Consider the following 22,796-nt stretch of genomic DNA (forward strand, 5'->3'; position numbering starts at 1 on the left):
GCAAACAACGACAGCCGCTTTGCTCAAACCGTCGTCGCGAGGCAGCGAAGCAATCCAGGGGGCTGGGCAGGTTCTGGATCGCTTCGCCGCTTCAGCCTTTGCTTAGGGACAACGGCCGAAACTCACCTCACACGACGAACTCATTGCTCTTGCCGCTCCGGGGCGACCGCAGGGCGAACCCAGAGCGGTAAGAACTAGAAACTCAGCGACGACACGATCCGAACCCTCTGGCCTGGATCGAGCTTCTGCACGCCGAGGGCGACGATCTTGGCGCCCTCCTCCACACCGCCGGTGATGACGACGTCCTTGCTCTCGTAGGACTTCACCGTGACCGGCTTGAGCGTGACGCCACCGTTGTCGTCGACGACGTAGAAGGACGGCTTGCCGCCCTCGTTGAACAGCGCCGACAGCGGCAGCCGCGCGACCCGCTCGGTCGCGGCATCCGACAGCGTCAGCGTCGCGGTCATGCCGAGCGCGACCTTGTCGTCGGCCTCGGGCAGCGAGAACTTTGCCAGATAGGTGCGCGTGGCGGGATCCGCCGCCGGCGCGATCTCGCGCAGCTTGGCCGTGTATTTCTTGTTCGGCTCGGACCAAAGAGTGACGCTGGCGACGCCCGACTTGGCACGTCCAACCAGCGTCTCAGGGATCGCGACGACCGCTTCCTTCTCGGCAAAGCGGGCGACACGGATCGAAGCCTGGCCCGCGGCGACCACCTGGCCGGGCTCGATCAGCGTTGCGGTGACGACGCCGCGGGCGTCGGCAACGAGCGTCGCGTAGGAAAGGGAATTCTTGGTCAACTCGACCGAGCGCTCGGCCCGGTTCAAGCGCGCACGGGCTTCATCGGCGGCGGCGCGGCTCTGGTCGAGCTGCGCGTCGGTGGTCCAGCCCTTTGCCTTGAGGTCCTTGGCGCGCTGCTCGGCGGCGGCGGCTTGGGCCAGCACGCCGGTTGCGGCGCCCTGCTCGGCAACGGCCTGCTCGGCCTGGAGCTTCAAATCGACCTCGTCGAGGGTGGCGAGCGGCTGGCCGACTTCGACCGTCTGGCCGACTTCGACGAGGCGCTTGGCGACCTTGCCGGCGACCCGGAAACCGAGATCGCTCTCGATCCTGGGGCGGATGGTGCCGACGAAGCTGCGCTCCGGCGTCTCGGCATCGTAATGGGCGGTTGCCACCAGAACCGGCCGCGGCGGCTCGGCCTTTTCGGCAACGGTGTCATTGCACCCTGCCAGCGAAACGGCCATCAGGGCGAGCGAGGCTCCTACCAAAAGCTTGGAATAGCTCGACAAAACCGACCGGACGAACATCGAAGGACACTCCTGCATCTCGATTGAGAGGAATGTCGACTGTTCACTGATAAAAGTCAATAATCGTCAGTCATCAGGAATGCGTGATCGTTAAGGGGTGGTGGAGTACTGAGTGGATGGGCGACAGCGGTGCTATCGTAGGGTGGGCAAAGCGGAGCGTGCCCACCAATCAGGTCAGCGTAGGGGAAGACTGTGGGCACGGCGCGCAAAGGACGCGCCGTTGCCCACCCTGCAAGACCCTGCACTATCGCCCGTGGTCGGCGAATTCGTGCTTGCTGTCGTGGCCGCCGACGAACACCAGGATGCCCGCGAGCAGCGGCAGCACGGCGAGCACAAGCAGACCGGTCGAGGTCTGCCCCGTCGCTTCCTTGACCCAGCCAATCAGGTACGGCCCGCCGAAACCGGCGAGATTGCCGATCGAGTTGATTAGCGCGATGGCGCCGGCGGCCGCCGTGCCGGAGAGCCAGGCGGTCGGCAGCGTCCAGAACACGCCGAAGCAGCAGAACACGCCGATCGCGGCGACCGTCAGCACCACCATGGTCAGCGTGGGATCGGTGAGATAGGAGGAAATGCCGAGCGCAATCGCCGTGAGCAGCAGCGGCGCGCCGACATGCATGACGCGCTCGCGGCTCGCATCCGAATGCCGCGCCCACAGGATCATGGCGATGGTGCCGAACAGATACGGGATCGCGGTGACGAATCCGGTCTGGGCGTTGGTGAGGCCGAACGCCTTGACGATCTGCGGCAGCCAGAACTGCATGCCGTAGAGCGCGCCGACGAAGCCGAAATAGATCAGGCTGAGCGCGATTACCTTCGGTGAAGACAGCGCCTCGCCGAGCGAGAAATGCTTCACCGCCTGCTTGGCCGCAATCTCCGAATCGAGCTTCGCCTTGAGCCACGCCTTCTGCTCGGCCGAGAGCCAGTCCGCCTTCTCCGGCTTGTCGGTGAGGTAGAACCAGGTGACGATGCCGAGCAGCACCGACGGGATGCCCTCGATGATGAACAGCCATTGCCAGCCTTTCAGCCCCATCATGCCGTCGAGCCCGAGCAACAGGCCCGAGATCGGCGCGCCGATCACGGTCGAGACCGGCACCGCAATGGCGAAGGCCGCAAGAAAGCGGGCGCGATATTCGGCCGGATACCAATAGGTGAGATAGAGGATGATGCCCGGGAAGAAGCCGGCTTCGGCCACGCCGAGCAGGAAGCGCAGCACATAGAAGCTGGTGACGCCGCTGACCATTGCCATCAGCGCCGAGATGATGCCCCAGGTCACCATGATCCGGGCGATCCAGCGGCTGGCGCCGAATTTCTCCAGCGCCAGATTGCTCGGCACCTCGAAGATGAAATAGCCGATGAAGAAGATGCCAGCGCCCCAGGAGAAGATCAGCGGCGTGAACTTCAGGTCCGCATTCATGGTCAGCGCGGCAAAGCCGAGATTGACGCGGTCGAGATAGGAGAAGAAGTAGGCCAGCACCAGGAAGGGAATCAGGCGCCAGGAAATGGCGCGGATGGTCGCGGTTTCGATGTCGCTCTTGGCGCTCTTGGCACCGCCGACAGAACCGGCATAGGTGGTTTGGCTCATGGCTTCCCCCGGGTTGTTGCTTTTCTAGGGCTCAACAGGCGGTTTTGAGCATCGCGGGCAAAGAGTCAATGGAGCGAGCAATGCGCGGAGCGCAGCCGGATCAACCCGTGGCGCCGATGCGGATCTCGCTGATCCGCGCCGGCCTCGCGCTCGCGGTGATCGTCTGCGGGCTGTCGCTGCGCTGGTACGGATTCCCGCTCGGGTTTCCAGCCTTCGTGGTCAAGTATGGCGGCTCGCTGTTATGGGCCACGATGGTGTTTCTGCTGGTCGGAGCCGTGCTGCCGAGACTCACGCAGACGCAGATTGCGGCGATCGCGGCTGTGATTGCCGTCGTCGTCGAATTCTCCCGGCTGGTGCACACGCCATGGCTCGATGCGTTCCGGCTGACCACGGCCGGCGCGCTGCTATTGGGGCGCATCTTTTCGCTGTGGAATCTCGTGGCCTACGTGATCGGGATTGCGCTCGGCGTTTGGATCGATCGAGTTGCCAAGATGCACACCCTCGTAGGATGGGCAAAGCGCAGCGTGCCCACCACAAGCAGATGGTGGGCACGGCGCTAACGCACCTTTGCCCACCCTACGGGACCGGTGCCTGGTCTCACTCCGCCAGTTGAAACCGTTCGAAGCGATCGAGCTCCTCCTCGATCACGCGCTTCAGCTCCTTGCGGCCCGCCGTCTTCCTGCCCTGCCCGACCCAGGTCCATTTCTGCATCAAGAGCTTCTTGTTCTGCCGGTCGGTCTTGAGATCGAGCGCGGCGACGATCTCGTCGCCGACCAGCACGGGCAGCGCGAAATAGCCGAGCTTGCGCTTGGCCTTCGGCACATAGGCCTCGAACAGATGGTTGTAGCCGAAGATGAGGTTGGTACGCTTGCGCTGGATGATCAGGGGATCGAACGGCGAAAGGATGTGGACGAGATCGGGCGATACCTCATGCGGCTCGAGCGCTGCGGGCGAGGCCCAGTGCTCCTGCTTGCCGGCGCCCTCGATCGCGACAGGCACGAGCTCGCCGCGGCGGACGCGCGAGGCGATCAGGCGCGCGACCGGCTTCTTGCTCGGCGCATCGAGATGGCAGACCGAATCGAGGCTGACCACGCCCTGCGAGCGCAGCGCGCGATCGAGCAGATAGGCCGTGATCTCGCTTGCCGGCGCCGGCTTCGGCAGCCTGTCCCAGCCGAAATGACGCGTCGTCAGCTCATAGGTCTTGAGCATGCCCTGGCGCTCGCTGATGGTGACGGCGCCGGTATAGAAGGCGAGCTGCAGCGCCCGCTTCGACGGCTTGCGGCTCTGCCACAGATGCTCCTTCTCGACGAGCACGTCGTCGTCGATGTCACGGATCGTCAGCGGCCCGGTGCGCAGCAGCCGCATCACCTTGCGCGTGTCGGCCGGCTTCACCGCGGCGAACCATTTGTGCCCCTCGCGGCGGTGCTCGCGCATCGCCGGCAGGAAGAAGCGGAAGTCGTTCGCCGGCACGTAGGAGAGCGCGTGCGTCCAGTACTCGAACACGGTCTTGTCGATGCTCTGGGCATGGCGCAGATCGGCGCGGTGGTAGGAGGGGATCCGGCTGAACAGGATGTGGTGATGGCAGCGCTCGATGACGTTGATGGTGTCGATCTGCACATAGCCGAGATGGGCGACAGCGGCCGCGGCGGCCTGTGCGCCTTCGCCGAACGGGGCGCGCTGATCCAGCCGCTGGGCATGCAGCCAGATCTGCCGGGCCTGTGTCGTGGTGAGCGGGAGTGGTTTGGGCGCGCGAGACATTGCGAGGAGGAATGTAGCGAGATTCGCGCCGGGAGAAAGAACCTGAGCAGAACCGAAAAAGAAAAAGCCGCGCTGCCATCTGCTGCCAGCGCGGCCAGAACGTGCAAGTTCGGCAGGAAACCTTACTTCATCGCCAGAGATTTTTCGGCGCTCATGTAGTGCTTGCAGGCGGCGCTCATGTTGCCTTTGCTCATCTCGGAATTGGCCGAGGCCATCGACTTCCTCGCTGCCATCTTGCCCGGCGTGTCTTCGCCGCCCAGCCCGCCAACGAGCTTTGCCATGTTCGCACTGGTGCATGCCATCTTGGCGGCGGATGCGGGAGACAGAGCAAGTGCAACGAACGTTGCCGCGAGCAACAGGGTCTTCATCAATTTCTCCTCCGGAAACGAAGCCGGCTACATGCCGGCCAACGCAGCATCCATCTTTCCCGGACAAACGGCTCGCAGAGAAGATATTTTCGTTGCGCCTAACGTGCGGCTTTTGGGCGCTCCCCGACGCTGCCGGTCGCCACATCGGGTTCACACGACGCCTTGCCGCGCCCCTCCGACTGGCACCGATAGACACTGCCGGTGAGACGATCGACCAGCCAGATGTTCTCCTCGGTCGGCCCTTCCAGGCCGACATAGCGGGAGGTCAGCCCCGTGATCAGTGTCGACAGCAGGATCGCCACCGCGATCATCGCCGCGCCGATATAGATGGGCATTGTGCTCGGGGTCACTGTCCGGTCCGGCGGGCCGCTGCGATGGAACTGATAGTCGCGCTGATAGTCACTTGGCCTCGGCACAGGACGGAACTCGCCTCCCTTCGCGTCAAATTGTCGAATGATTGAAGCGTGCTAGGCGGGCATCTGGTCGAATTCTTGTTCGCGGGCGGGCGGTGCGGCGACGCCTTTGCGACGTTCGGGTTTCCCGGAACCCGCGACTGCCGGCTCGAAAGCAGACTGCGAACGATCGAACCGGACCAGAGTGCCCTCGGCTCGTCGTTTCGAATGTGACCAAGATCACATCGACGCCGTTGAACCTGCCTTAGGCTCGCAGCATCAAATCGCCATCAGGCGTAACAGCGAGGATACGACAATGACCCGTTTTGATAAATTCTTTGGACTGAAGGCGATAACCCTCTCCGCAGCCCTGTCGATGACGGCGGGCCTTGCGCTGGCCGGCGACAACAACTTCTCCGCCGACCAGATCGTCGATGCGCTGAAGCCGAAGCCGGCGACGCGCGGCCTGTCCGTTGGCCCCCAGGCCGACACGACCGTGCAGGCCAAGGAAGCGACCTTCCTGAACACCGTGCGGAACCGCTCGACCCGGTCGCTCTCGACGGGCGAGCGCGAGCAGATCGCCGAGCTCGCTGCGACCAAGCCGAAAATCGATCTGGAGATCCAGTTCGACTACAACTCGGCCGACATCGCCAAGACGTCGGTGGCCTCGGTCCAGGCGCTCGGCAAGGCGCTGTCCGATCCGGCGCTGAAGGGCTCGACCTTCGTCGTCGCCGGCCACACCGACGCGACGGGTGGCGAAGCATACAATCAAGGTCTCTCCGAACGGCGCGCCGACACCATCAAGAAGTACCTGATGCAGAATTACGGCCTCAACGGCAACGATCTCGTCACCGTCGGCTACGGCGAGACCAAGCTGAAGGATGCAGCCAACGGCGCCGACCCGATCAACCGCCGGGTCCAGGTCGTGAACATGGACACCAAGACCGCGGCGAAGTAACTCTCCGCCCCTGGGTGAAACACGCCGCCTGCCGCAGCCCGGCAGGCGGCGAAATCATATCCAGCTTTGGAACAGCATCAGCCGGTTGAAGCTTCCCATCGAGGTGCCGACGAATGCTGCGGAAATCGGCAGCATCACCGCAAAGCCGGCCGCGGCGATGCCGACATAGACCCACAGCAGCCAGCGCGGCAGCCCATCGCGGCGCATTGCATAGACCAGCGCCAGCGACGCCGCTGTCGCGGCCGGCAGATAGTAGTAGATGAAGCCCAGCGTGCGCGGCAGCAACGCCCAGGCGAGCCAGGGGCCGAAGTAGAATGCCGCGATCAGGAATGCGTCCCAGCGCCGCGCCACGATGAAGTCGCGCAGCACGATGGCGAGTGCGAGCAGTGCCGGCCACAGCACGAGGGGATTGCCGAGGAAGACGATCGCAGCGACGTGGTCCTCCGCCGTCTTGTCGAACAGGAACCAGACCGGGCGCGCGAGCAGCGGCCAGGACGGCCATGCGCTCATATAGGTGTGGCCGGCGATGGCCGTCGTGGTGTTGTCGGCAAAGATCCGCCGCTGCGCCTCGATCAAGTCCGGCAGTGACAATCCGTAGAGCGGAACGAAGGCGGCAAGATAAGTCATGCCCGGCAGGACGGCGAAGCAGAGCGCGACATGATGCAGCTTCAGGCCGGGCCAAAGCTCCGGCCGATACCAGTCGTCCGGCTTTGCATCGGCGAACAGCGTGTGCCAGCCCTGCATCAGGCGGATCACGGCAACGGCGACGATGCAGACGCCGAGCGGGAACAGGCCGCTCCATTTACACGCGGCCGCAAGGCCGAACAGGCTGCCCGCCACCGCGAACAGCGCTTGCGGCCGCTCCCTGCGAAACCCATGCATGAAGGCGGCGGTCGCGAGCAGGCCGAAGCCGAGCGCGAAGATGTCCAGCATCGCGATGCGCGCCTGCACGTAGAGCATCTGGTTGAAGGCCGCGATCAGCGCGGCGGCGATCGCCGGCGACTGCCCTGCGAACAGCGCGAGTCCGCACAGATAGATCGCGACGATCGCGAGCGCACCGAACAAGGTCGCGGGATAACGCCAGCCGAGCGCGCTGTCGCCGAAGGTTGCGATCGATGCCGCGATCAGCTCCTTGGCCAGCGGCGGATGCATCGGATTGAGCATCGGCTGCGACATCGCAGGCGCCAGCATCTGGCGCGCCGCCGGCACGTAATGCACCTCGTCGAAGACGAATTTTTCCGGCGTGGTGACGCCGATCAGCAGCGCGAGATGCGCGATCAGGAAGATCGCGACAGCGATCACTGCGCTCCGCGACACCGCCGGAACCGCAGGCAATTCGCGCGTCTTTTGTGGGGCTGTCTTGCGTGGCAAATTGGCTGCACCGCGGAGAAAAAGAAACTGCTCCACGTCATTGAACGCATTCTGCCGCTACTGTCACTAAGCATGACGCACGTCCTGCGCCGCTTGTGATAATTCCGCCACATCAGAAGCGCGCGCGATCCGGTACGATCAGGGACACATCGATCGGTTGCGAAATGAATTTGCGTTTTTGGCTTTTACCCACACTGCTCACGGCCGCAATCTGCGCGACGTCCGGCGCAAAGGCGCAGACGCGCGTCGGCGAGGCCGTCGTGATTCAGAACGAAGTGGTGCGCGTCGCCGCGACCACGACGCCGATCAATGTCGGCGACAGCATGCTGCGCGACGAGACCGTGCGGACCGGCGCCGACAGCGCGGCGCGTTTCGTGATGGCCGACAGCACCAACCTGTCGCTCGGCCCGAGCGCAACGCTGAAGCTCGACCGCACCGTCTTCAACGACGAGCACAGCTATCGCGACGTCGCGATCCGCATGACCACCGGCGCCTTCCGCTTCGTCACCGGACGCTCCGACAAGGCCGCCTACAAGATCACGACGCCGCTCGCCACCATCGGCGTGCGCGGCACCACGCTCGACATTCTCTCGCAGCGCGGGCGCTCCGTCGTCGTGCTTCAGGACGGCGCGGCCAGCGTCTGCACGAAGAGCGGCCAGTGCGTGCAACTCACGCAGCCCGACGACACTGCCATCATCACCTCGACCGGCGGCAAGGTGAGCATCACCAAGACCAACACGCCGCCCTGGACCTTCGCCGCCAACTGCGCCGCGAGCGCCGGGTTATGCGCGGTCAACCAGTACGCCGGCGCCTCGCCGACCATCACGCCCGCCGTCCAGGACGACGGCATGCTGTGCGGGCGGTGACGATGGCGCCCCCCGGCTTCAGACGAATCATCCTCTCGGGCGCATTGATCACGGGGGCCGTTCTTGCCTTCGCGACGCTCAACGCGCGTCCGGCTACAGCCCAAGCGTCGTGCCAGTCCGAGTGTACCCAGCCGACGCCAACGCCTACATATTCTCCCTCACCTTCGCCCTCCCCGTCACCGAGCCCCTATCCGTCGCCCACGCCCAGCCCGTATCCGTCGCCGAGCCCGACACCGACCGGCGCGGATTCCAGCGGCAATTCGATCGGCGGTCTCGCCAATCAGCGCTTCAACCAGATGATCACCAACCGGGTGCTCGGCACGGTGTTGCTCGGTGTCAACGAGCAGGTCAATTGCAGCGACTGCATCAGCGCGTTCGGCTCTGCCGGCTCGTTCTCGGCCGGCATCCACGGCCGCAAGGAGCTGACCAACAATCTGTCGCTGCTCGCCGGCATCGCCTACACGCACTACAACGAGGGCGGCTACAAGATCACGAGCGCACCGATCGGCGCCTTCGCGCTGCGCTATGACTTCACCGACTGGGGCTCGTCGCGCCCGTTCTTCGACGTCGGCGCGATCCTGACGCCCTGGGAGAAGGCGCGCTACACGCGCAGCTACGACACCAGTCTCGGCCCGGTGAGCGTGACGAGCTCGACCAACGCGTCCAACTACGCCGTTTACGGCCGCGCCGGCTGGATGAGCCGCCTCTCGCCGCGCGACGAGGTCGCGGCCTCGATCGAGGTCTGGCAGCTCTGGCAACGCGTCTCCGGCTATAACGACAGCGCGGTGGCATTCAATCCGTTCGACGCCAGCATCGCTGATGGCACCGACCGCACCGGCCTCGTCAAGATCGGCGGCCAGTGGACGCATCTGTTCGGCAGCAACATCGAGACCAACATCAATGGCGGCTGGGTGCAGTCCTTTGCGAGCCACAGCGGCATCGTCGCCACCGTGACCGGCCAGGGCATTGTGGTGCCGACCATAGGCAACCAGGGCTGGTTCGAATATGGCGGCCGGCTCGGCTTCCGCGTGCAGAAGGGCTGGATCGTGGACCTCTTCGCCAACGGTACGCTCGGCCCGCAGCCGGTCGGCAACACCATCCATGGCGGCGTGGGGCTGAGGATTAATTATTAGCGGCGAGGTCTCACCTCACACCGGCTGTCATGCCCCGGCTTGACCGGGGCATCCAGTACGCCGCGGCCTCTCCGTCTCGGAGTACTGGATCGCCCGGTCAAGCCGGGCGATGACACCGATCGAATGGCGAGAGAATCAGGCTCACGCCGCCGACTTGCCTTCGAACGCGCGCCGCAACACCTCGACGTCCAGCTTCACCATCTTCATCATCGCCTGCATTGCGCGCGCGGCTGCGGCCTTGTCCGGGCTCGACAGGAACTCGAACATCACCTTTGGCACGATTTGCCAGGCCACGCCCCAGCGATCCCTCAGCCAGCCGCACTGCTCCGCCTTGCCGCCATGGGCGAGGAACGCGTTCCAGACGCTGTCGACCTGGGCCTGGTCGTCGCAATGGATCATCAGCGAGATCGCATGGGTGTATTCCATCTTCATGCCGCCATTGAGCGCGACCAGCGGCTGCCCGGCCACCGTGAACTCGACGACGAGCACGGAGCCTTCCTTGCCGGACGGGCCATCCGCAACGTTGCGCTGAACGTGCGTGATCGCCGAATTCGGGACCAGCGAGACGTAGAATTTTGCAGCGTCCTCGGCATCGCCGTTGAACCACATGCAGGGCACGAGCTTGGACATGATGAATGCTCCTCGTGAGGTCTATGGGTGTCTGCTCAGGCGTTCGCCAAGTCGGGCTGCAGAGGGGCGGCCGCAAGATCCATCCAGTTCACGCCCCACATGTGCCCGTCCGGATCCTCGAAGCTGCGGCCGTACATGAAGCTGTATTCGTCCTTCGGGCCGGGATCGGCCACCCCGCCCGCCGCCTCCGCCTTGCCGACGATCTCGTCGACCTCGTTGCGGCTGTCCGCGGACAGGCAAAACAGCACCTGGTTCGAGGTCCTGGCGTCCGCGATCGGCTTCGGCGTGAACTGGCGGAATTTGTCGTGGGTCAGCAGCATGGCGAAGATGGTCTCGGAAAAGACCATGCAGCTCGCGGTGTCGTCGCTGAATTGCGGGTTCTTGACCGCGCCGACGGCCTCGTAGAAGGCGGTCGCGCGCTTGAGGTCGGTCACCGGCAGGTTGACGAAGATCATCTTGGGCATCGGAAGCTCCTTGGCGGGGTTCTGCCCAAGGACGGACGGCCAGGCCGCTATCCGACACCGCTTCCGACAATTTTCTTGACCCCGATCCGCGGGGTCTGTCGTACCGCCCCCGCCCCCTGAAGGGTCTTACTTCTTCTCGTTGGGATCGCGGTGCACCGGGTCGATCCATAGCACGGTCTCGGGCTTCTCGACCGGCTCGATGTCGAGGTTGATCGCCACCGCCTCGCCGTCGCTGCGCACCAGCACGCATTCCAGCACCTCGTCCGGGCTGGCATTGATCTCCTGATGCGGCACGTAAGGCGGGACGAAGATGAAATCGCCGGGGCCGGCCTCCGCGGTGAACTGCAGGCTCTCGCCCCAACGCATGCGCGCCTTGCCCTTCACGACGTAGATGACGCTTTCGAGATGGCCGTGGTGATGCGCGCCGGTCTTGGCGTCCGGCTTGATGCTGACGGTGCCCGCCCACAATTTCTGGGCGCCGACGCGGGCGAAATTGATCGCGGCTGCACGGTCCATGCCCGCTGTCGACGGCACATTGGTATCGAGCTGATTGCCGGGAATGACGCGAACGCCGTCATGTTTCCAGCGGTCATCATGATGATGACCATGGTCATGGTGGGAATGCGAATGGTCATGGCCGGTCATGGGACTTGCTTTCTGTTGGTTCCGTGCGCGGCAAACTAACCCAAAGCCGCAGCCGCAAGCCATACCAAAATCGGAACCCTCGTAGCCGCCCAGCGTTGTCATTCCAAGCAACTCGAAAGGAGATTTTCATGGGCAGCACGACCGACAAGATCAAGGGCGCCGCCAACGAGGCGATCGGCAAGGCCAAGCAGGGCGTCGGTGAAGCCACCGGATCCGATCGCATGAAGGGCGAGGGCGTCGTGCAGGAAGTGAAGGGCAAGGGCCAGCAGGCCATGGGCGATGCCAAGGACGCCGCAAAGGATGCGATGGATCGCGCCGCCGCTGCGGCTCGCCGCGCCGCGGAGTGACGCGCGTAAGATTGAAAATGAAAAGACCGGCCGCAAGGCCGGTCTTTTTGTTGTGCCGTCACTTCACCGCGAGCAATTCCACGTCGAACATCAGCGTCGCGTTCGGCGGGATCACGCCGCCGGCACCGCGGGCACCATAGCCGAGCTGCGGCGGGATGATCAGCGTGCGCTTGCCGCCGACCTTCATAGAGGCGACGCCCTCGTCCCAGCCGGCGATGACGCGGCCCTTACCGATCGGAAACTCGAACGGCTCCTTGCGGTCGACCGACGAGTCGAATTTCTTGCCCTTCTGGCCGTTCTCATAGAGCCAGCCGGTGTAGTGCATCACGCAGATCTGGCCGGGCTGCGGCGAGGCACCGGTGCCGACGGTGGAGTCGATGATCTGCAAGCCTGAAGCTGTGGTCATGGTCTTTCCTGCGGTCTGGGCCGAGGCCGTGGTGGAAACGAAATGCGACACGCTGGCGATCACGGTGATCGCGAGTGCCGACATCAGGGCGAGGAGCGCGCGCTGGAAACGCTGCATTAAACACCTTCCGTTTGAGGCGGGAGGTGTCTAACCCAAGGCGGTCGCCGTTTCCACCCCTTTAGACCTCGATATTTTCCAGCCGCACCGGCAGCTTGCGGATGCGCTGGCCGGTGGCGTGATAGATCGCGTTGCAGATCGCCGCATTGGTGCCGACATTGGCGAGCTCGCCGAGGCCCTTTGCGCCCACCGGATTGATATGATCGTCCTGCTCGGACAGCATGATCACCTCGACGCCGGGCACATCGGCATTCACGGGCAGGAGGTAATCGGCAAGATTGTCGTTGACGTAGCGCGCATAGCGGTCATCGATCTCGGTGGCTTCCAGCAACGCCGAGGACATGCCCCAGATCAGGCCACCCATGAGCTGGCTGCGTGCGGTGCGCGGATTCATGATCCTGCCTGCCGCGAACGCGCCGACCAGGCGGGGGCAGCGGATCTCGTGCGTGAAGCGATTGACGCGGACCTCGACGAATTCGGCGCCGAAGGCGTAGGCGATCTTGTCCTTCATTTGGTGGCCGCCGACCAGCCGTACCTGCCCATTGTGCATGGCGCGGAAGGAGTCCATCGGCGCGCCTTCCGGCTTCCACTCGCCATATTCTTCGACCACGCCGACGCCGAGCGCATCGAACGCCTTCTCGATATCGAGCGGACGATCGCCCTTGGCCGCTTGGGTCGACGGTGCCGGGCTGATGCCGACGGTCTCCTTGGCCTTGTCGGCGAGGCTGTCGCTCGGCATCACCGCCTTGAGCAGGCGCCGTCGGATCTGATCGCACACCATCATCACGGCCGAGCAGGTGCTGGCGGTCGAGTTGGAGCCGCCGGCAACCGGCGCGGGCGGCAAGTCGCTGTCGCCCATGAAGACCGCGACCTTCTCCAGTGGCACGCCGAGCCGCTCGGCCGCAGTCTGGGCGATGACGGTGTAGGCGCCGGTGCCGATCTCGTGGCCGGCGATCTCGACGCGAGTGCGGCCGTCACGCTGCAGTCGCACGCGTGCGGCGGACGGCGCCATCGCCGTCGGATAGCAGGTGGCGGCGCAGCCGTAGCCGATCAACCAGTCGCCATCGGACGTCGATTTCGGTTGCGGCGATCGCTGCGACCAGCCGAACGCCCTGGCGGCTTCGTCGAAGCACGCCATGAGCGATCGCGACGTGTAGGGCTTGCCGTCAATGGGATCCCTGGTGGCGTCGTTGATACGGCGAAGCTCGACCGGATCCATGTTCAGTTTGACGGCGAGCTCGTCCAGCGCGCTCTCCAGCGCAAACAGATACGGCACCTCCGGGGGCGAACGCATGAAGCCGGGCGTGTTGCGATCGGCGCGCACGATCGACACCAGGCTGTCCACGTTCGGACAGGCATAGAGCCGCGTCGTGGTCTTGGTGCCGCCGACGCAATAGGCATCGGGGCGCGAGGAGACTTCAGCCCCCTCATGCCTCAAAGCGACCAGCTTGCCGTCCCGGCTGGCACCAAGCTTGATCTCATGCCGCGTCTCGGCGCGGTAGGTCGCGATGGTAAAGCCCTGGTCGCGGGTCGGGACCAGCTTGATCGGGCGGTTCAGGCGCCTGGCAATGGCGGCGATGATGGCGGTCCGCGGTGTCATCGAGCCGCGCGCGCCGAAACCGCCGCCGACGTAAGGGTTGACCACGCGCACCTTGTCGGCGTCGATGCCGAGCTGCTCGGCCACGCCGTTCTTCAGACCATGGACATACTGGCTGCCCTCGTAGATGACGAGATGGTCGCCCATCCAGGTGCAGCTGGTCGTGAACAGCTCCATCGGATTGTGATGCTGCGTCGGCGTGTCGTAGGAAGCGATGAGCTTGACCTCGGCCGCATCGAACGCCTTGGCGAAATCACCGACCTTCGGGTCCTCCTTGAACTGCGAACTTTGTCCTTTCGCGGCGGCTGTCGTCGTCCCCGGCGAATCGAAGGTCGCGCTGGGCGCAGCAGCCGTGTAGCTGACCTTGACGCGGTTGGCCGCCTCGCGCGCGGCCTCGTAACTCTCCGCGACCACCACGGCGATGATCTGGCCGTCATGGGCGATCTCGGCCGATTTCAGCGGCTGGATCGTGGTGCCGGCATAGCCGCCATTGCTGAACAGCTTCGAGTCCTTCAGCTTCGGGGCGTTCTCGTGCGTGACGATGTCGATCACGCCGCGGACGCGCTTGGCATCGTCAAACTCGAAGCGGTCGATGCGGCCCTTGGCGATGGCGCTGGTGACGAGGAACGCGTAGGCCGGATTGTCCAGCGGCATATCGGAGGCATAGGTCGCCCGCCCCGTGACCTTTGCGGCCGCATCATAGCGCGGCACGGGCTGCCCCATATTCGTCTTGGGCCCGGGAGCTGCAGCGGTCATGATCAGATCTCCATCGTTACGGCCTGCTGGAGCGCGCGTGCCACCACACGCTTGCCGAGCGCGATCTTGAAGCTATTGTGCCGGCGGCCGCGGGCGTCTGCAAAAGCTGCATCGGCAACACGTTGCGCGAGGCCGTCATCGAACTTCTGTCCCTTCAACAGCGCCTCCGCCTCACGCGCGCGCCAGGGCACGGTGGCGACGCCGCCGAGCGCGACGCGCGCGTCCCGGATCGTGCCGTCCTGGACGTCGAGCGCGACCGCTGCCGAGGACAGCGCGAATTCGTAGGATTGCCGGTCGCGCGTCTTGAGATACACCGAGCGCGGCCAGCGCCCGGAAATCGAGAACGCCGAGATCAGTTCGCCGGGCTGAAGCGCGGTCTCGATATCAGGCGTGCTGCCCGGGGCCTTGTGAAGCTGAGCGAACGGCATGCTGCGCGTACCGGCTTTGCCGGTGATCTCGACGATCGCATCGAGCGCGATCAGCGCCTGTGCGAAATCGCCGGGATAGGTCGCAATGCATTGTTCGGAGACGCCGAGCACCGCATGCATGCGGTTGACCCCATCCATTGCGGCACAGCCGGAACCGGGATTGCGCTTGTTGCAATTCTCATAGGAGACATCGCGGAAGTAGTTGCAGCGCGTCCGCTGCATCACGTTGCCGCCGAGCGTTGCCATGTTGCGCAGCTGGGCGCTGGCGGCGAGCTTCAGCGAATCCGCGATCACCGGATAGCTGCGCTGGATCTCGGCATGCGCGGCGACGTCGGACATCCTTGCCAGCGCGCCGAGGCGCAAGCCATCATCGCCTGGCGCGATCGCCGACCAGGCGTTGGCCAGCGGATTGATGTCGACGATCGCAGTGGGCCGCATCACGTCGAGCTTCATCAGATCGATCAGCGTGGTGCCGCCGGCAAGCGGCTGCGCCGACGCCTTCGTCAGTGGATCGTTGGCGGCCGCGGCGGCGCCGAGCGCTCGCACGGCCATGTCGGGGTCTGATGCTCTCTGGTACGAAAACGGTCGCATGCGCCTAGCCTTTCATGATCTCGGGCGCGGCCTGCTTCACGGCGGCGACGATGTTGGGATAGGCGGCGCAGCGGCAGATGTTGCCGCTCATGTATTCGCGGATGTCGGCCTCGCTGCCGGCATGGCCCTCCTTCACGCACGCGATCGCCGACATGATCTGACCGGGCGTGCAATAGCCGCACTGGAACGCATCATGGTCGATGAAGGCCTGCTGCATCGGGTGCAAGCGGTCGTCGGTGGCGAGGCCTTCGATGGTCGTGATCTCCTGCCCTTCGGCGGCCAGGGCCAGCGTCAGGCACGACACCACGCGGCGATCGTCGATCAGCACCGTGCAGGCGCCGCACTGGCCGTGGTCGCAGCCCTTCTTGCTGCCGGTGAGCTTGAGATGTTCGCGTAAGACATCGAGCACCGTGGCGCGCGCATCGATGCTCAGGCGCTTGTCCGTGCCGTTGACGCGCAGTGTGACCTCGACGGGAAGCGACGGATCCTGCGCCGCTGGCGCCCGCGCGTCCTCGGGCGCCGCGCGCGCCGTCATCGGAATCAGCGCGCTGCCAGCCGCGCCGGCCATGAAGGCGCGTCGGTCGAATCCGGATGATCTGGAACCTGGTTTGTCGGGCATGGCAGGCCTCCGCCGCTGATCTGCTAAAGCAGCGCACGCCTGCACCGCTCATCGCCCCTTAACCGGAAGCAATGAGTGCAGTTCCGAATGAGAGAAGGGCGGCGCAGCAAATGCCGCGCCGCCCTTCGTCAACTTTTCCTGATCTCGCGTGGGGAACTGCGCGGCCGATCAATAACCCAGCGCGCAGCCGTCCTTGCGGGGATCGGAGCCGCCGGTGAGCGTGCCCTTGTCCCAATCGATCCAGATCGCCTGGGCGCCGCCGAGCGGGCCGACCACGCTGGTGGTCTTGTGGCCGAGCTTCTTCAGGCCCTCGACGATGGCGGCCGGCACGCTGTCCTCGAGCTGGTACTGGCCCTCGTAGTGCAGACCGCGCGGCATGTCGATCGCCTCCTGCACGTCGCAGCCGTAGTCGAGGATGTTGGTCAGGAGGTGAGTCTGGCCCGTCGGCTGGTACTGGCCGCCCATGACCGCGAACGACATCGTGGAACGGCCGCCCTTGGTGAGCAGGCCCGGCATGATCGTGTGCAGCGGGCGCTTGCCGCCTTCGATGCAGTTGGGATGGCCCGGCTGGATGCGGAAGCCGCCGGCGCGATTCTGGAACAAGACACCGGTCTTGTTCGAGACGATCGCCGAGCCGAAGGAATGCGCAACCGAGTTGATGAACGAGCAGACGTTGCGGTCCTTGTCTACGACCGTGATGTAGATGGTCGAGGGATTCATCGGCGGCGCGACGTTCGGCAGGTCGAGCATGCCGTCCATGCGGATCTTGCTGATGTACTCGTCGGCAAAGCCCTTCTCGAGCATCTCGGCGACGTTGATCTTCATGTGCGCAGGCGAGGCAACATGCATCTCGCGGTTCATGTAGGCGATGCGTGCCGCTTCCGCCTCGAGATGGAAGCGCTCGACGCTCACTGGCGCATACTTGGTCAGATCGAAGCGCGACAGGATGTTGAGCATCAAGAGCGCGGTGACGCCCGGGCCGTTCGGCGGGCACTGCCAGACGTCGTAGCCCTTGTACATGGTGCCGATCGGCGTGGTCACTTCGGTCGTGTGCACGGCGAAATCGTCGAGCGTGTGCAGGCCACCGATGCCCCTGAGGGTCTCGACCATGTCCTCCGCGATCTCGCCCTTGTAGAAGGCGTCGCGGCCGTTCTTGGCGATCGCGCGCAGCGTCTTGCCGAGCTCGGCCTGGCGGATGACGTCGCCTGCGACCGGCGGCTGGCCGCCCGGCAACAAATAGCGCACGGTGTTGGTGCCATTCTTCAGCTTCTCGAACTGGTTCTTCCAGTCGAAGGCGATGCGGGGCGCGACGACATAACCTTCCTCGGCCGCCTTGATCGCAGGCTGCAGCAGCCGGTCGAAACCGAACTTGCCGTGATCGCGCAGCACGGTGGCAAAGGCGTCGATCACGCCGGGGATCGAGACCGCATGCGCCGAGGTGAGCGGCACGGAGTTGATCTTGCGCTCGAGATACCAGTCGGCATTCGCCGCCTTCGGCGCGCGGCCGGAGCCGTTATAGGCGACGATCTTGCCCTCGCCCCGCGGCTGGATCAGCGCAAAGCAATCCCCGCCGATGCCGGTCGATTGCGGCTCGATCACGCCGAGCAGGGCCGAGCCGGCGACCGCCGCGTCCACCGCGGTGCCGCCCTCGCGCAGCACCTCGATCGCGGCGAGCGAGGCCTGCGGATGCGAGGTCGCCACCATCGCGTTGGTGGCGTGGACCGTGGACCTGCCGGGGAAATGGAAGTTTCTCATCGAATGTCTTGCTCTCTTGGCCGTCGGCGCGATGGGCGCGCCATCTCGAAAACCGCGTCTACATGACACATTCCCGCCCGGCGGGGCAATGCTGGCATACCAGGAAAATGGCAGCCATCCGCTGGGCGTATAGACCTTTTTCCGGCTTTCGCGATGCGGGTTTTCCGGGCGCCGTCGGCCTGCTAAACGAGCGGCCATGAATACGGCTTACAAGGTCTGCGCCTTCTATCAATTCGTCGCCCTCCCGGATTACCGCGAGCTGCGCGAGCCGCTGCGCGCCTGCTGCGCCGGCCTTGGGCTGAAGGGCAGCGTGTTGCTGGCGCAGGAGGGCATCAACGGCACGATCGCCGGTGCGCCGGAGGCGATCGACGCCTTCGCTCATGAGCTCGCACACGGCGACATGTTCGGCGGCAGGCTCGTCAATCTCGAATTGAAGTTTTCCGCTGCTGAGGCGATGCCGTTCGGACGGTTGAAGGTGCGGCTGAAGAGGGAGATCGTCACGCTGGGCGATGCGGCCGCCGATCCGACCCGCCAGGTCGGCACCTATGTCGACGCGCGCGAATGGAACGCGCTGATCGCGGCACCCGATACCCTAGTGCTCGACACCCGCAACGCCTTCGAGGTCGCGATGGGGACGTTCGAGGGCGCGGTCGATCCCGGCATCAAGAGCTTCGGCCAGTTCAAGGACTTTGCCGCCGAGCGGCTCGATCCGACACGGCACCGCAGGATCGCGATGTTCTGCACCGGCGGCATTCGCTGCGAGAAGGCGAGCGCGCATCTGCTCGCGCGGGGCTTTGCCGAGGTCTATCACCTCAGGGGCGGCATTCTGAGATATCTGGAAGAGGTGCCGGAGGCGGAGAGCCGCTGGCGCGGCGAATGCTTCGTGTTCGACGAGCGCGTGGCGATCGGCCACGGTTTGCGCGAGCGAAACAAGGACGTAACGCGTGACGAATGAGATCAAGACGCTGAGCGAGCGCATCGACAGGCTGGAGACGCGCCTCGCCTATCAGGACGACACGATCGAGACGTTGAACCAGACCATCACCGCGCAGTGGAAGCAGATCGACAGGCTGACGCGGCAGATCACCGAGCTCAATGCTCGGCTGCAGGAGGCCGAGGCAAGTGCGCCAGGGCCTGCCAACGAGCCTCCGCCGCATTATTAAGCGGTGTTACTGGCCGGACGCCTTGGGCAGCAGGTCCATGACCTCGCTGGACATCACCAGGCGGTTGCGGCCTGCGGCCTTGGCGGCATAGAGCGCCTGGTCGGCAGCTTCGACCAGCGCAGCGACCCCTGCGGTTCGTTCGAACGCCGGCCTGCAGGCTGCGCCGCCAAGCGAGGCCGTGACGCATCCGGCCGCCAGGTTGCTGCCATGAGCGAGGCCGGCCTCGTGAATGGCGTTGCGGATCCGTTCGCCGACGCGGGCGCAGCCGGCGGCGTCGATGTTAGGCAGCAGCATGGCGAATTCCTCACCGCCATAACGCGCCGCCAGATCGCCGACGCGCTGCGCTTCGGCCGCGATGATCTTTGCGATCAGGCGCAGGCACGCATCGCCCGCGGGATGGCCGTATTCGTCGTTGTAGGCCTTGAAGTGGTCCACATCGATCATCAGCAAGGCAAGGCTGGAGCGGTCGCGATAGGCACGCGCCCATTCCTCCTTCAGACGCTCGTCGAAGCGGCGGCGATTGGCAAGTCCGGTGAGGCTGTCCTCGATCGCCAGCGTCTCGAGTCTCGTTTCCAGCTTCTTGTGCTCGGTGATGTCGCGGGAGATCGCGACCACGCCGTCGACGCGGCCGTCGTCCTTGCGCGTCACCCGCATGGTCGATTCGAGCCAGATCTCGCCGTTCTGCCGGTGCGAGTTGCGGTAGGTGAGACGCGCCTCCTCCTTCTCGCCGCGCTTCATGGCATCGACGATCGCCTGGACCTCCGGCAGATCCTCCGGATTGACACCCGCGAGGGCCAGCGAACCGATCAGCTGATTTGGACGCCAGCCGACGACGCGGACCGACGAGGGCGAGACATAGCGCAGCCGCTCGTCGAGGCCGATGCGGGTCACCATGTCGCTAGAGCCTTCGGCGAGCAGGCGGAAATGCGCCTCCGTCTCGGCCAGTGCGACGGCCATGCGCTGACCGCGCTGCAACTGCCGCACCAGCACGCCGCCGATCACCGCGATCAGCATCACCAGCGCGAGCACGTAGAGCATGCGCGAGATTGCCGCCGTGCGCCAGGGCGCGAGCAACTCGTCCTTGTCGACGGTGGCGAGCAGGAGGAGCGGGAAGCGGCTGCTGCGATTGAAGAAGCTGACGCGTTCGGCGCCATCCAACGGCGACGTGAAATGATAGGCGCCACTCGGCCGTTGCAGGCTCGGCTCGCGGAACAACGGCTTGTCGGCGACGCTCCGCCCGACGAATGTCTCGTTGCTGGGATTGCGCGCGACGATCAGGCCGTCGCCGTGCGCCAGTGACACGGAGCTGTTGCGGCCGATCTCGAACTGCTCGTAGAAATGCGAGAGATATTTCGAGCTGATGCTCGCGAGCACCACGCCGCCGAAGCTGCCGTCCTGCTTGTTGAAGCGGCGTGACAGGGTGACGACCCATTCGCCGTCCAGCAGGCTCTTCACGGGACGGCCGACATGGGCCTCGCGCTTCGGCGAGAGCTGGTGATATCGGAAGAAGGCATCGTCGCTGAAGGTCGCGCCGATCGTGCCAGGCGAGGTCAGCCAGTTGCCCTGATCGTCGATGATGTCGAGGCTGTGAATGCGCGCGATCGCCTTCTTGCGCACGTCCAGCAAGGTGCGCAGCTTGCCGATCGTGGCCGGCGCGGTGCCGTCCATCTCCAACCGGCTGACCACGCCCACGACACCGGAATCCAGGAGATCGAGGCTGTCCTCGGCATGCTGGGTCAGCGAACGCGCAACGTTCGCCATCTCCGTCTCGGCGCCCTTGAGGACCGCATCGCGTGCCGCCCATTCACGCCAACCGCTGACGCCGAGGATGGTCGCGCAGGTCAGCGCGACGAAAGCCGCCGCGCGTAGCGGCAGACGGCTCCATCCGGCTCGTTGGGTAGCACTCATGCGGCAGGGTCCTCCGATCGTCGGAAACCTCTGCCGCTTCTGTTATTTAATCCTGAAATCCCCACCGGAATACGCGGCGGTTTCCGCCGTTTCCAGTAGTCTTACGGACTCGGCGATCGACGCATCGCTAACAAGACATTAGCAGGCCTATCGGAATCCGGCGCCCCCGACGCCGCTAGCTGAAGATGGCCTTAACCTTGGCCCAGAGCGAAGGATGCTCGGCATCGGCATCGGCCTTCGAGGGCGTCGGCTGCGCGGCGCTCACGGGATCGGAAGCTGGGAACGTGTCCCTCAGCCCGTTGTCGAGCTTGGACTGCCGATCGGCAGCGAGCGCCTCGCGCAGGTCTTCGGCGTGCTTGTCGTGCGGCGCGGGATTGAATGTCTCAGCCATGATCTCCTCCATTGGCTGGTCAACGCGGCCCGATCGTCCAGGTTCCCCTGTTCCGCTGAGGGCCGCGGCGGTGTATCAGGAGGCACAACCCTCTTCAGGACCATTCGTGCCCCAGTCTTCGACGAAACCCTTCATCGACGTCCTCTCCGGCCAGCGCCAGAGCGTCCCGCCCATGTGGATGATGCGCCAGGCCGGACGCTACCTGGCGGAATATCGCGAGGTGCGCGCCAAGGCGGGCGGCTTCCTCGATCTCTGCTTCAACCCGGAGCTTGCGGCCGAGGTGACGCTGCAGCCGATCCGAAGGTTCGGCTTCGACGCGGCGATCATCTTTTCCGACATTCTGGTGATCCCCTACGCGCTCGGACGTGAGGTGCGCTTCGAGGTCGGCGAGGGCCCGCGGCTCGAGCCGCTCGACGATCCGGCCAAGGTGGCGACGCTGGCGCGGCGCGCCGATTTCGGCAAGCTCGAGCCGGTGTTCGCGGCGCTGAAGATCGTGCGCGGCGCGCTCGATCCCAAGGTTGCGCTGATCGGCTTCTGCGGCGCGCCGTGGACGGTGGCGACCTACATGGTCGCGGGCCACGGCACGCCGGACCAGGCGCCGGCCCGGATGATGGCCTACCGGCATCCCGAAGCTTTCTCTGAGATCATCGACGTGCTGGTCGACAACTCGATTCAATATCTGCTGGCACAGCTCGCCGCCGGCGCCGACGCGTTGCAGATCTTCGACACCTGGGCCGGCGTGCTGCCGCCGACCGAGTTCGCGCGCTGGTCGATCGAGCCGACGCAGCGCATCGTGGAGGGCGTAAGGGCCAAGGTGCCGGACGCGAAGATCATCGGCTTCCCGCGCGGGGCCGGCGCGCTGCTGCCGGCCTATGTCGAGGCGACTGGCGTCAACGCGGTCAGCATCGACTGGACCGCGGAGCCGGCCTTCATCCGCGAGCGGGTGCAGAGCAAGGTCGCGGTGCAGGGCAATCTCGATCCGCTGGTGCTGATCACGGGCGGCGCCGCGCTCGACCGCGCGGTCGACAACGTGCTGGCCAATTTTGCTGCCGGGCGGCTGATCTTCAATCTCGGCCACGGCATCCAGCCGGAAACGCCGATCGCCCATGTCGAGCAGATGATCAAGCGCGTGCGCGGCTGATTTGTTTCGCCCTTTTGGGCGCGGCAAAACAAAAGTGCGAAAACAACCCCATGCACAGTAGCCAAGTCATTGAAAACCTTGGACTGGCATGACTCGCCTGTGCGTTTTG

At 65.0% G+C, this 22,796-nt stretch carries 24 protein-coding genes; 8 read left to right on the forward strand and 16 right to left on the reverse strand.

The window, feature by feature from the left end; genetic code table 11:
- Positions 1-194 precede the first annotated feature (194 nt).
- Both DCG74_RS34770 and DCG74_RS34775 read right to left on the reverse strand, forming a co-directional pair.
- Entirely contained in the window at positions 195-1,301 is a 1,107-nt protein-coding gene (locus DCG74_RS34770) for an efflux RND transporter periplasmic adaptor subunit (protein ID WP_172785851.1), read from the reverse strand.
- A 244-nt stretch (positions 1,302-1,545) separates the two neighbouring features.
- Complete coding sequence (locus DCG74_RS34775) at positions 1,546-2,883, reverse strand: MFS transporter (RefSeq protein ID WP_172785850.1); 1,338 nt, start codon at positions 2,881-2,883, stop codon at positions 1,546-1,548.
- A gap of 80 nt (positions 2,884-2,963) precedes the next feature.
- Between DCG74_RS34775 and DCG74_RS34780 the strand changes: the two genes are divergently transcribed.
- Entirely contained in the window at positions 2,964-3,443 is a 480-nt protein-coding gene (locus tag DCG74_RS34780) for a DUF2809 domain-containing protein (RefSeq protein WP_172785849.1), read from the forward strand.
- Between the two features lie 37 nt (positions 3,444-3,480).
- Here the strand turns inward: DCG74_RS34780 and DCG74_RS34785 are convergent, their stop codons facing one another.
- The 3 genes from DCG74_RS34785 to DCG74_RS34795 all read right to left on the reverse strand — a co-directional run bounded on the left by DCG74_RS34785 (position 3,481) and on the right by DCG74_RS34795 (position 5,344).
- Positions 3,481-4,641, reverse strand: a complete 1,161-nt coding sequence (locus tag DCG74_RS34785) for a winged helix-turn-helix domain-containing protein (protein ID WP_172785848.1) — start codon at positions 4,639-4,641, stop codon at positions 3,481-3,483.
- Between the two features lie 122 nt (positions 4,642-4,763).
- Positions 4,764-5,009 (reverse strand): hypothetical protein, encoded by a 246-nt coding sequence (locus DCG74_RS34790; protein WP_172785847.1) that lies wholly within the window; start codon positions 5,007-5,009, stop codon positions 4,764-4,766.
- Positions 5,010-5,107: 98 nt separating this feature from the next.
- Positions 5,108-5,344, reverse strand: a complete 237-nt coding sequence (locus tag DCG74_RS34795) for a hypothetical protein (protein WP_172785959.1) — start codon at positions 5,342-5,344, stop codon at positions 5,108-5,110.
- Between the two features lie 373 nt (positions 5,345-5,717).
- Between DCG74_RS34795 and DCG74_RS34800 the strand changes: the two genes are divergently transcribed.
- On the forward strand, positions 5,718-6,359 hold the full coding sequence (locus tag DCG74_RS34800) for an OmpA family protein (RefSeq protein WP_172785846.1): 642 nt from the start codon (positions 5,718-5,720) through the stop codon (positions 6,357-6,359).
- A gap of 54 nt (positions 6,360-6,413) precedes the next feature.
- Here DCG74_RS34800 and DCG74_RS34805 read toward each other — a convergent pair whose 3' ends face one another.
- Complete coding sequence (locus tag DCG74_RS34805) at positions 6,414-7,694, reverse strand: phospholipid carrier-dependent glycosyltransferase (RefSeq protein ID WP_172785845.1); 1,281 nt, start codon at positions 7,692-7,694, stop codon at positions 6,414-6,416.
- 200 nt (positions 7,695-7,894) lie between these two features.
- Here DCG74_RS34805 and DCG74_RS34810 point away from each other — a divergent pair, with 200 nt between their 5' ends.
- Both DCG74_RS34810 and DCG74_RS34815 read left to right on the forward strand, forming a co-directional pair.
- A complete protein-coding gene (locus DCG74_RS34810) occupies positions 7,895-8,596 on the forward strand; it encodes a FecR domain-containing protein (RefSeq protein ID WP_172785844.1) in 702 nt (233 codons plus the stop codon).
- A gap of 2 nt (positions 8,597-8,598) precedes the next feature.
- On the forward strand, positions 8,599-9,729 hold the full coding sequence (locus tag DCG74_RS34815; protein WP_172785843.1) for a hypothetical protein: 1,131 nt from the start codon (positions 8,599-8,601) through the stop codon (positions 9,727-9,729).
- Positions 9,730-9,870: 141 nt separating this feature from the next.
- Here the strand turns inward: DCG74_RS34815 and DCG74_RS34820 are convergent, their stop codons facing one another.
- The 3 genes from DCG74_RS34820 to DCG74_RS34830 form a co-directional block, all read right to left on the reverse strand.
- The gene (locus tag DCG74_RS34820; protein ID WP_172785842.1) at positions 9,871-10,359 is read right to left on the reverse strand and encodes a VOC family protein; all 489 of its coding nucleotides are present in this window, start codon (positions 10,357-10,359) and stop codon (positions 9,871-9,873) included.
- A gap of 35 nt (positions 10,360-10,394) precedes the next feature.
- Entirely contained in the window at positions 10,395-10,823 is a 429-nt protein-coding gene (locus tag DCG74_RS34825; protein ID WP_172785841.1) for a VOC family protein, read from the reverse strand.
- A gap of 126 nt (positions 10,824-10,949) precedes the next feature.
- Positions 10,950-11,468, reverse strand: coding sequence for a cupin domain-containing protein (locus DCG74_RS34830; protein WP_128262978.1), 519 nt, complete (start codon positions 11,466-11,468; stop codon positions 10,950-10,952).
- Between the two features lie 128 nt (positions 11,469-11,596).
- On the opposite strand from DCG74_RS34830, the gene DCG74_RS34835 reads away from it, so the two are divergent.
- Complete coding sequence (locus tag DCG74_RS34835) at positions 11,597-11,815, forward strand: CsbD family protein (RefSeq protein WP_172785840.1); 219 nt, start codon at positions 11,597-11,599, stop codon at positions 11,813-11,815.
- 58 nt (positions 11,816-11,873) lie between these two features.
- On the opposite strand, the gene DCG74_RS34840 is transcribed toward DCG74_RS34835, so the two are convergent.
- The 5 genes from DCG74_RS34840 to ggt form a co-directional block, all read right to left on the reverse strand.
- Entirely contained in the window at positions 11,874-12,338 is a 465-nt protein-coding gene (locus DCG74_RS34840) for an FKBP-type peptidyl-prolyl cis-trans isomerase (protein ID WP_036013901.1), read from the reverse strand.
- Between the two features lie 61 nt (positions 12,339-12,399).
- A complete protein-coding gene (locus DCG74_RS34845) occupies positions 12,400-14,691 on the reverse strand; it encodes a xanthine dehydrogenase family protein molybdopterin-binding subunit (RefSeq protein ID WP_172785839.1) in 2,292 nt (763 codons plus the stop codon).
- A gap of 2 nt (positions 14,692-14,693) precedes the next feature.
- On the reverse strand, positions 14,694-15,710 hold the full coding sequence (locus tag DCG74_RS34850; protein ID WP_172785838.1) for a xanthine dehydrogenase family protein subunit M: 1,017 nt from the start codon (positions 15,708-15,710) through the stop codon (positions 14,694-14,696).
- A gap of 4 nt (positions 15,711-15,714) precedes the next feature.
- Complete coding sequence (locus tag DCG74_RS34855; protein WP_172785837.1) at positions 15,715-16,329, reverse strand: (2Fe-2S)-binding protein; 615 nt, start codon at positions 16,327-16,329, stop codon at positions 15,715-15,717.
- A 168-nt stretch (positions 16,330-16,497) separates the two neighbouring features.
- Positions 16,498-18,084 (reverse strand): gamma-glutamyltransferase, encoded by a 1,587-nt coding sequence (ggt, locus tag DCG74_RS34860; protein WP_172785836.1) that lies wholly within the window; start codon positions 18,082-18,084, stop codon positions 16,498-16,500.
- Positions 18,085-18,280: 196 nt separating this feature from the next.
- Here ggt and DCG74_RS34865 point away from each other — a divergent pair, with 196 nt between their 5' ends.
- Positions 18,281-19,039 carry a rhodanese-related sulfurtransferase gene (locus DCG74_RS34865; RefSeq protein WP_172785835.1) on the forward strand — a complete coding sequence of 253 codons (759 nt, stop codon included), beginning with the start codon at positions 18,281-18,283 and terminating at the stop codon, positions 19,037-19,039.
- A complete protein-coding gene (locus DCG74_RS34870) occupies positions 19,029-19,247 on the forward strand; it encodes a SlyX family protein (protein ID WP_172785834.1) in 219 nt (72 codons plus the stop codon). Before DCG74_RS34865 ends, DCG74_RS34870 begins: the two co-directional genes overlap by 11 nt.
- 6 nt (positions 19,248-19,253) lie before the next feature.
- Here DCG74_RS34870 and DCG74_RS34875 read toward each other — a convergent pair whose 3' ends face one another.
- Together DCG74_RS34875 and DCG74_RS34880 are read right to left on the reverse strand one after the other, a co-directional pair.
- Positions 19,254-21,155, reverse strand: a complete 1,902-nt coding sequence (locus tag DCG74_RS34875) for a diguanylate cyclase (RefSeq protein WP_172785833.1) — start codon at positions 21,153-21,155, stop codon at positions 19,254-19,256.
- 175 nt (positions 21,156-21,330) lie between these two features.
- Complete coding sequence (locus tag DCG74_RS34880) at positions 21,331-21,546, reverse strand: hypothetical protein (RefSeq protein ID WP_172785832.1); 216 nt, start codon at positions 21,544-21,546, stop codon at positions 21,331-21,333.
- 106 nt (positions 21,547-21,652) lie between these two features.
- Between DCG74_RS34880 and hemE the strand changes: the two genes are divergently transcribed.
- Positions 21,653-22,687 carry a uroporphyrinogen decarboxylase gene (gene hemE / locus DCG74_RS34885; RefSeq protein WP_172785831.1) on the forward strand — a complete coding sequence of 345 codons (1,035 nt, stop codon included), beginning with the start codon at positions 21,653-21,655 and terminating at the stop codon, positions 22,685-22,687.
- Positions 22,688-22,796: the final 109 nt, after the last annotated feature.

It is taken from the genome of Bradyrhizobium sp. WBAH42, assembly GCF_024585265.1.
Taxonomy (GTDB): Bacteria; Pseudomonadota; Alphaproteobacteria; order Rhizobiales; family Xanthobacteraceae; genus Bradyrhizobium.

Excerpts from the sequence above, each read along its gene's own strand:
- DCG74_RS34770 (WP_172785851.1), bottom strand. The coding sequence starts at position 1,301 with ATGTTCGTCCGGTCGGTTTTGTCGAGCTATTCCAAGCTTTTGGTAGGA.
- DCG74_RS34775 (WP_172785850.1), bottom strand. The coding sequence starts at position 2,883 with ATGAGCCAAACCACCTATGCCGGTTCTGTCGGCGGTGCCAAGAGCGCC.
- DCG74_RS34780 (WP_172785849.1), top strand. The coding sequence starts at position 2,964 with ATGCGCGGAGCGCAGCCGGATCAACCCGTGGCGCCGATGCGGATCTCG.
- DCG74_RS34785 (WP_172785848.1), bottom strand. The coding sequence starts at position 4,641 with ATGTCTCGCGCGCCCAAACCACTCCCGCTCACCACGACACAGGCCCGG.
- DCG74_RS34790 (WP_172785847.1), bottom strand. The coding sequence starts at position 5,009 with ATGAAGACCCTGTTGCTCGCGGCAACGTTCGTTGCACTTGCTCTGTCT.
- DCG74_RS34795 (WP_172785959.1), bottom strand. The coding sequence starts at position 5,344 with ATGCCCATCTATATCGGCGCGGCGATGATCGCGGTGGCGATCCTGCTG.
- DCG74_RS34800 (WP_172785846.1), top strand. The coding sequence starts at position 5,718 with ATGACCCGTTTTGATAAATTCTTTGGACTGAAGGCGATAACCCTCTCC.
- DCG74_RS34810 (WP_172785844.1), top strand. The coding sequence starts at position 7,895 with ATGAATTTGCGTTTTTGGCTTTTACCCACACTGCTCACGGCCGCAATC.
- DCG74_RS34815 (WP_172785843.1), top strand. The coding sequence starts at position 8,599 with ATGGCGCCCCCCGGCTTCAGACGAATCATCCTCTCGGGCGCATTGATC.
- DCG74_RS34820 (WP_172785842.1), bottom strand. The coding sequence starts at position 10,359 with ATGTCCAAGCTCGTGCCCTGCATGTGGTTCAACGGCGATGCCGAGGAC.
- DCG74_RS34825 (WP_172785841.1), bottom strand. The coding sequence starts at position 10,823 with ATGCCCAAGATGATCTTCGTCAACCTGCCGGTGACCGACCTCAAGCGC.
- DCG74_RS34830 (WP_128262978.1), bottom strand. The coding sequence starts at position 11,468 with ATGACCGGCCATGACCATTCGCATTCCCACCATGACCATGGTCATCAT.
- DCG74_RS34835 (WP_172785840.1), top strand. The coding sequence starts at position 11,597 with ATGGGCAGCACGACCGACAAGATCAAGGGCGCCGCCAACGAGGCGATC.
- DCG74_RS34840 (WP_036013901.1), bottom strand. The coding sequence starts at position 12,338 with ATGCAGCGTTTCCAGCGCGCGCTCCTCGCCCTGATGTCGGCACTCGCG.
- DCG74_RS34845 (WP_172785839.1), bottom strand. The coding sequence starts at position 14,691 with ATGACCGCTGCAGCTCCCGGGCCCAAGACGAATATGGGGCAGCCCGTG.
- DCG74_RS34850 (WP_172785838.1), bottom strand. The coding sequence starts at position 15,710 with ATGCGACCGTTTTCGTACCAGAGAGCATCAGACCCCGACATGGCCGTG.
- DCG74_RS34855 (WP_172785837.1), bottom strand. The coding sequence starts at position 16,329 with ATGCCCGACAAACCAGGTTCCAGATCATCCGGATTCGACCGACGCGCC.
- ggt (WP_172785836.1), bottom strand. The coding sequence starts at position 18,084 with ATGAGAAACTTCCATTTCCCCGGCAGGTCCACGGTCCACGCCACCAAC.
- DCG74_RS34865 (WP_172785835.1), top strand. The coding sequence starts at position 18,281 with ATGAATACGGCTTACAAGGTCTGCGCCTTCTATCAATTCGTCGCCCTC.
- DCG74_RS34875 (WP_172785833.1), bottom strand. The coding sequence starts at position 21,155 with ATGAGTGCTACCCAACGAGCCGGATGGAGCCGTCTGCCGCTACGCGCG.
- DCG74_RS34880 (WP_172785832.1), bottom strand. The coding sequence starts at position 21,546 with ATGGCTGAGACATTCAATCCCGCGCCGCACGACAAGCACGCCGAAGAC.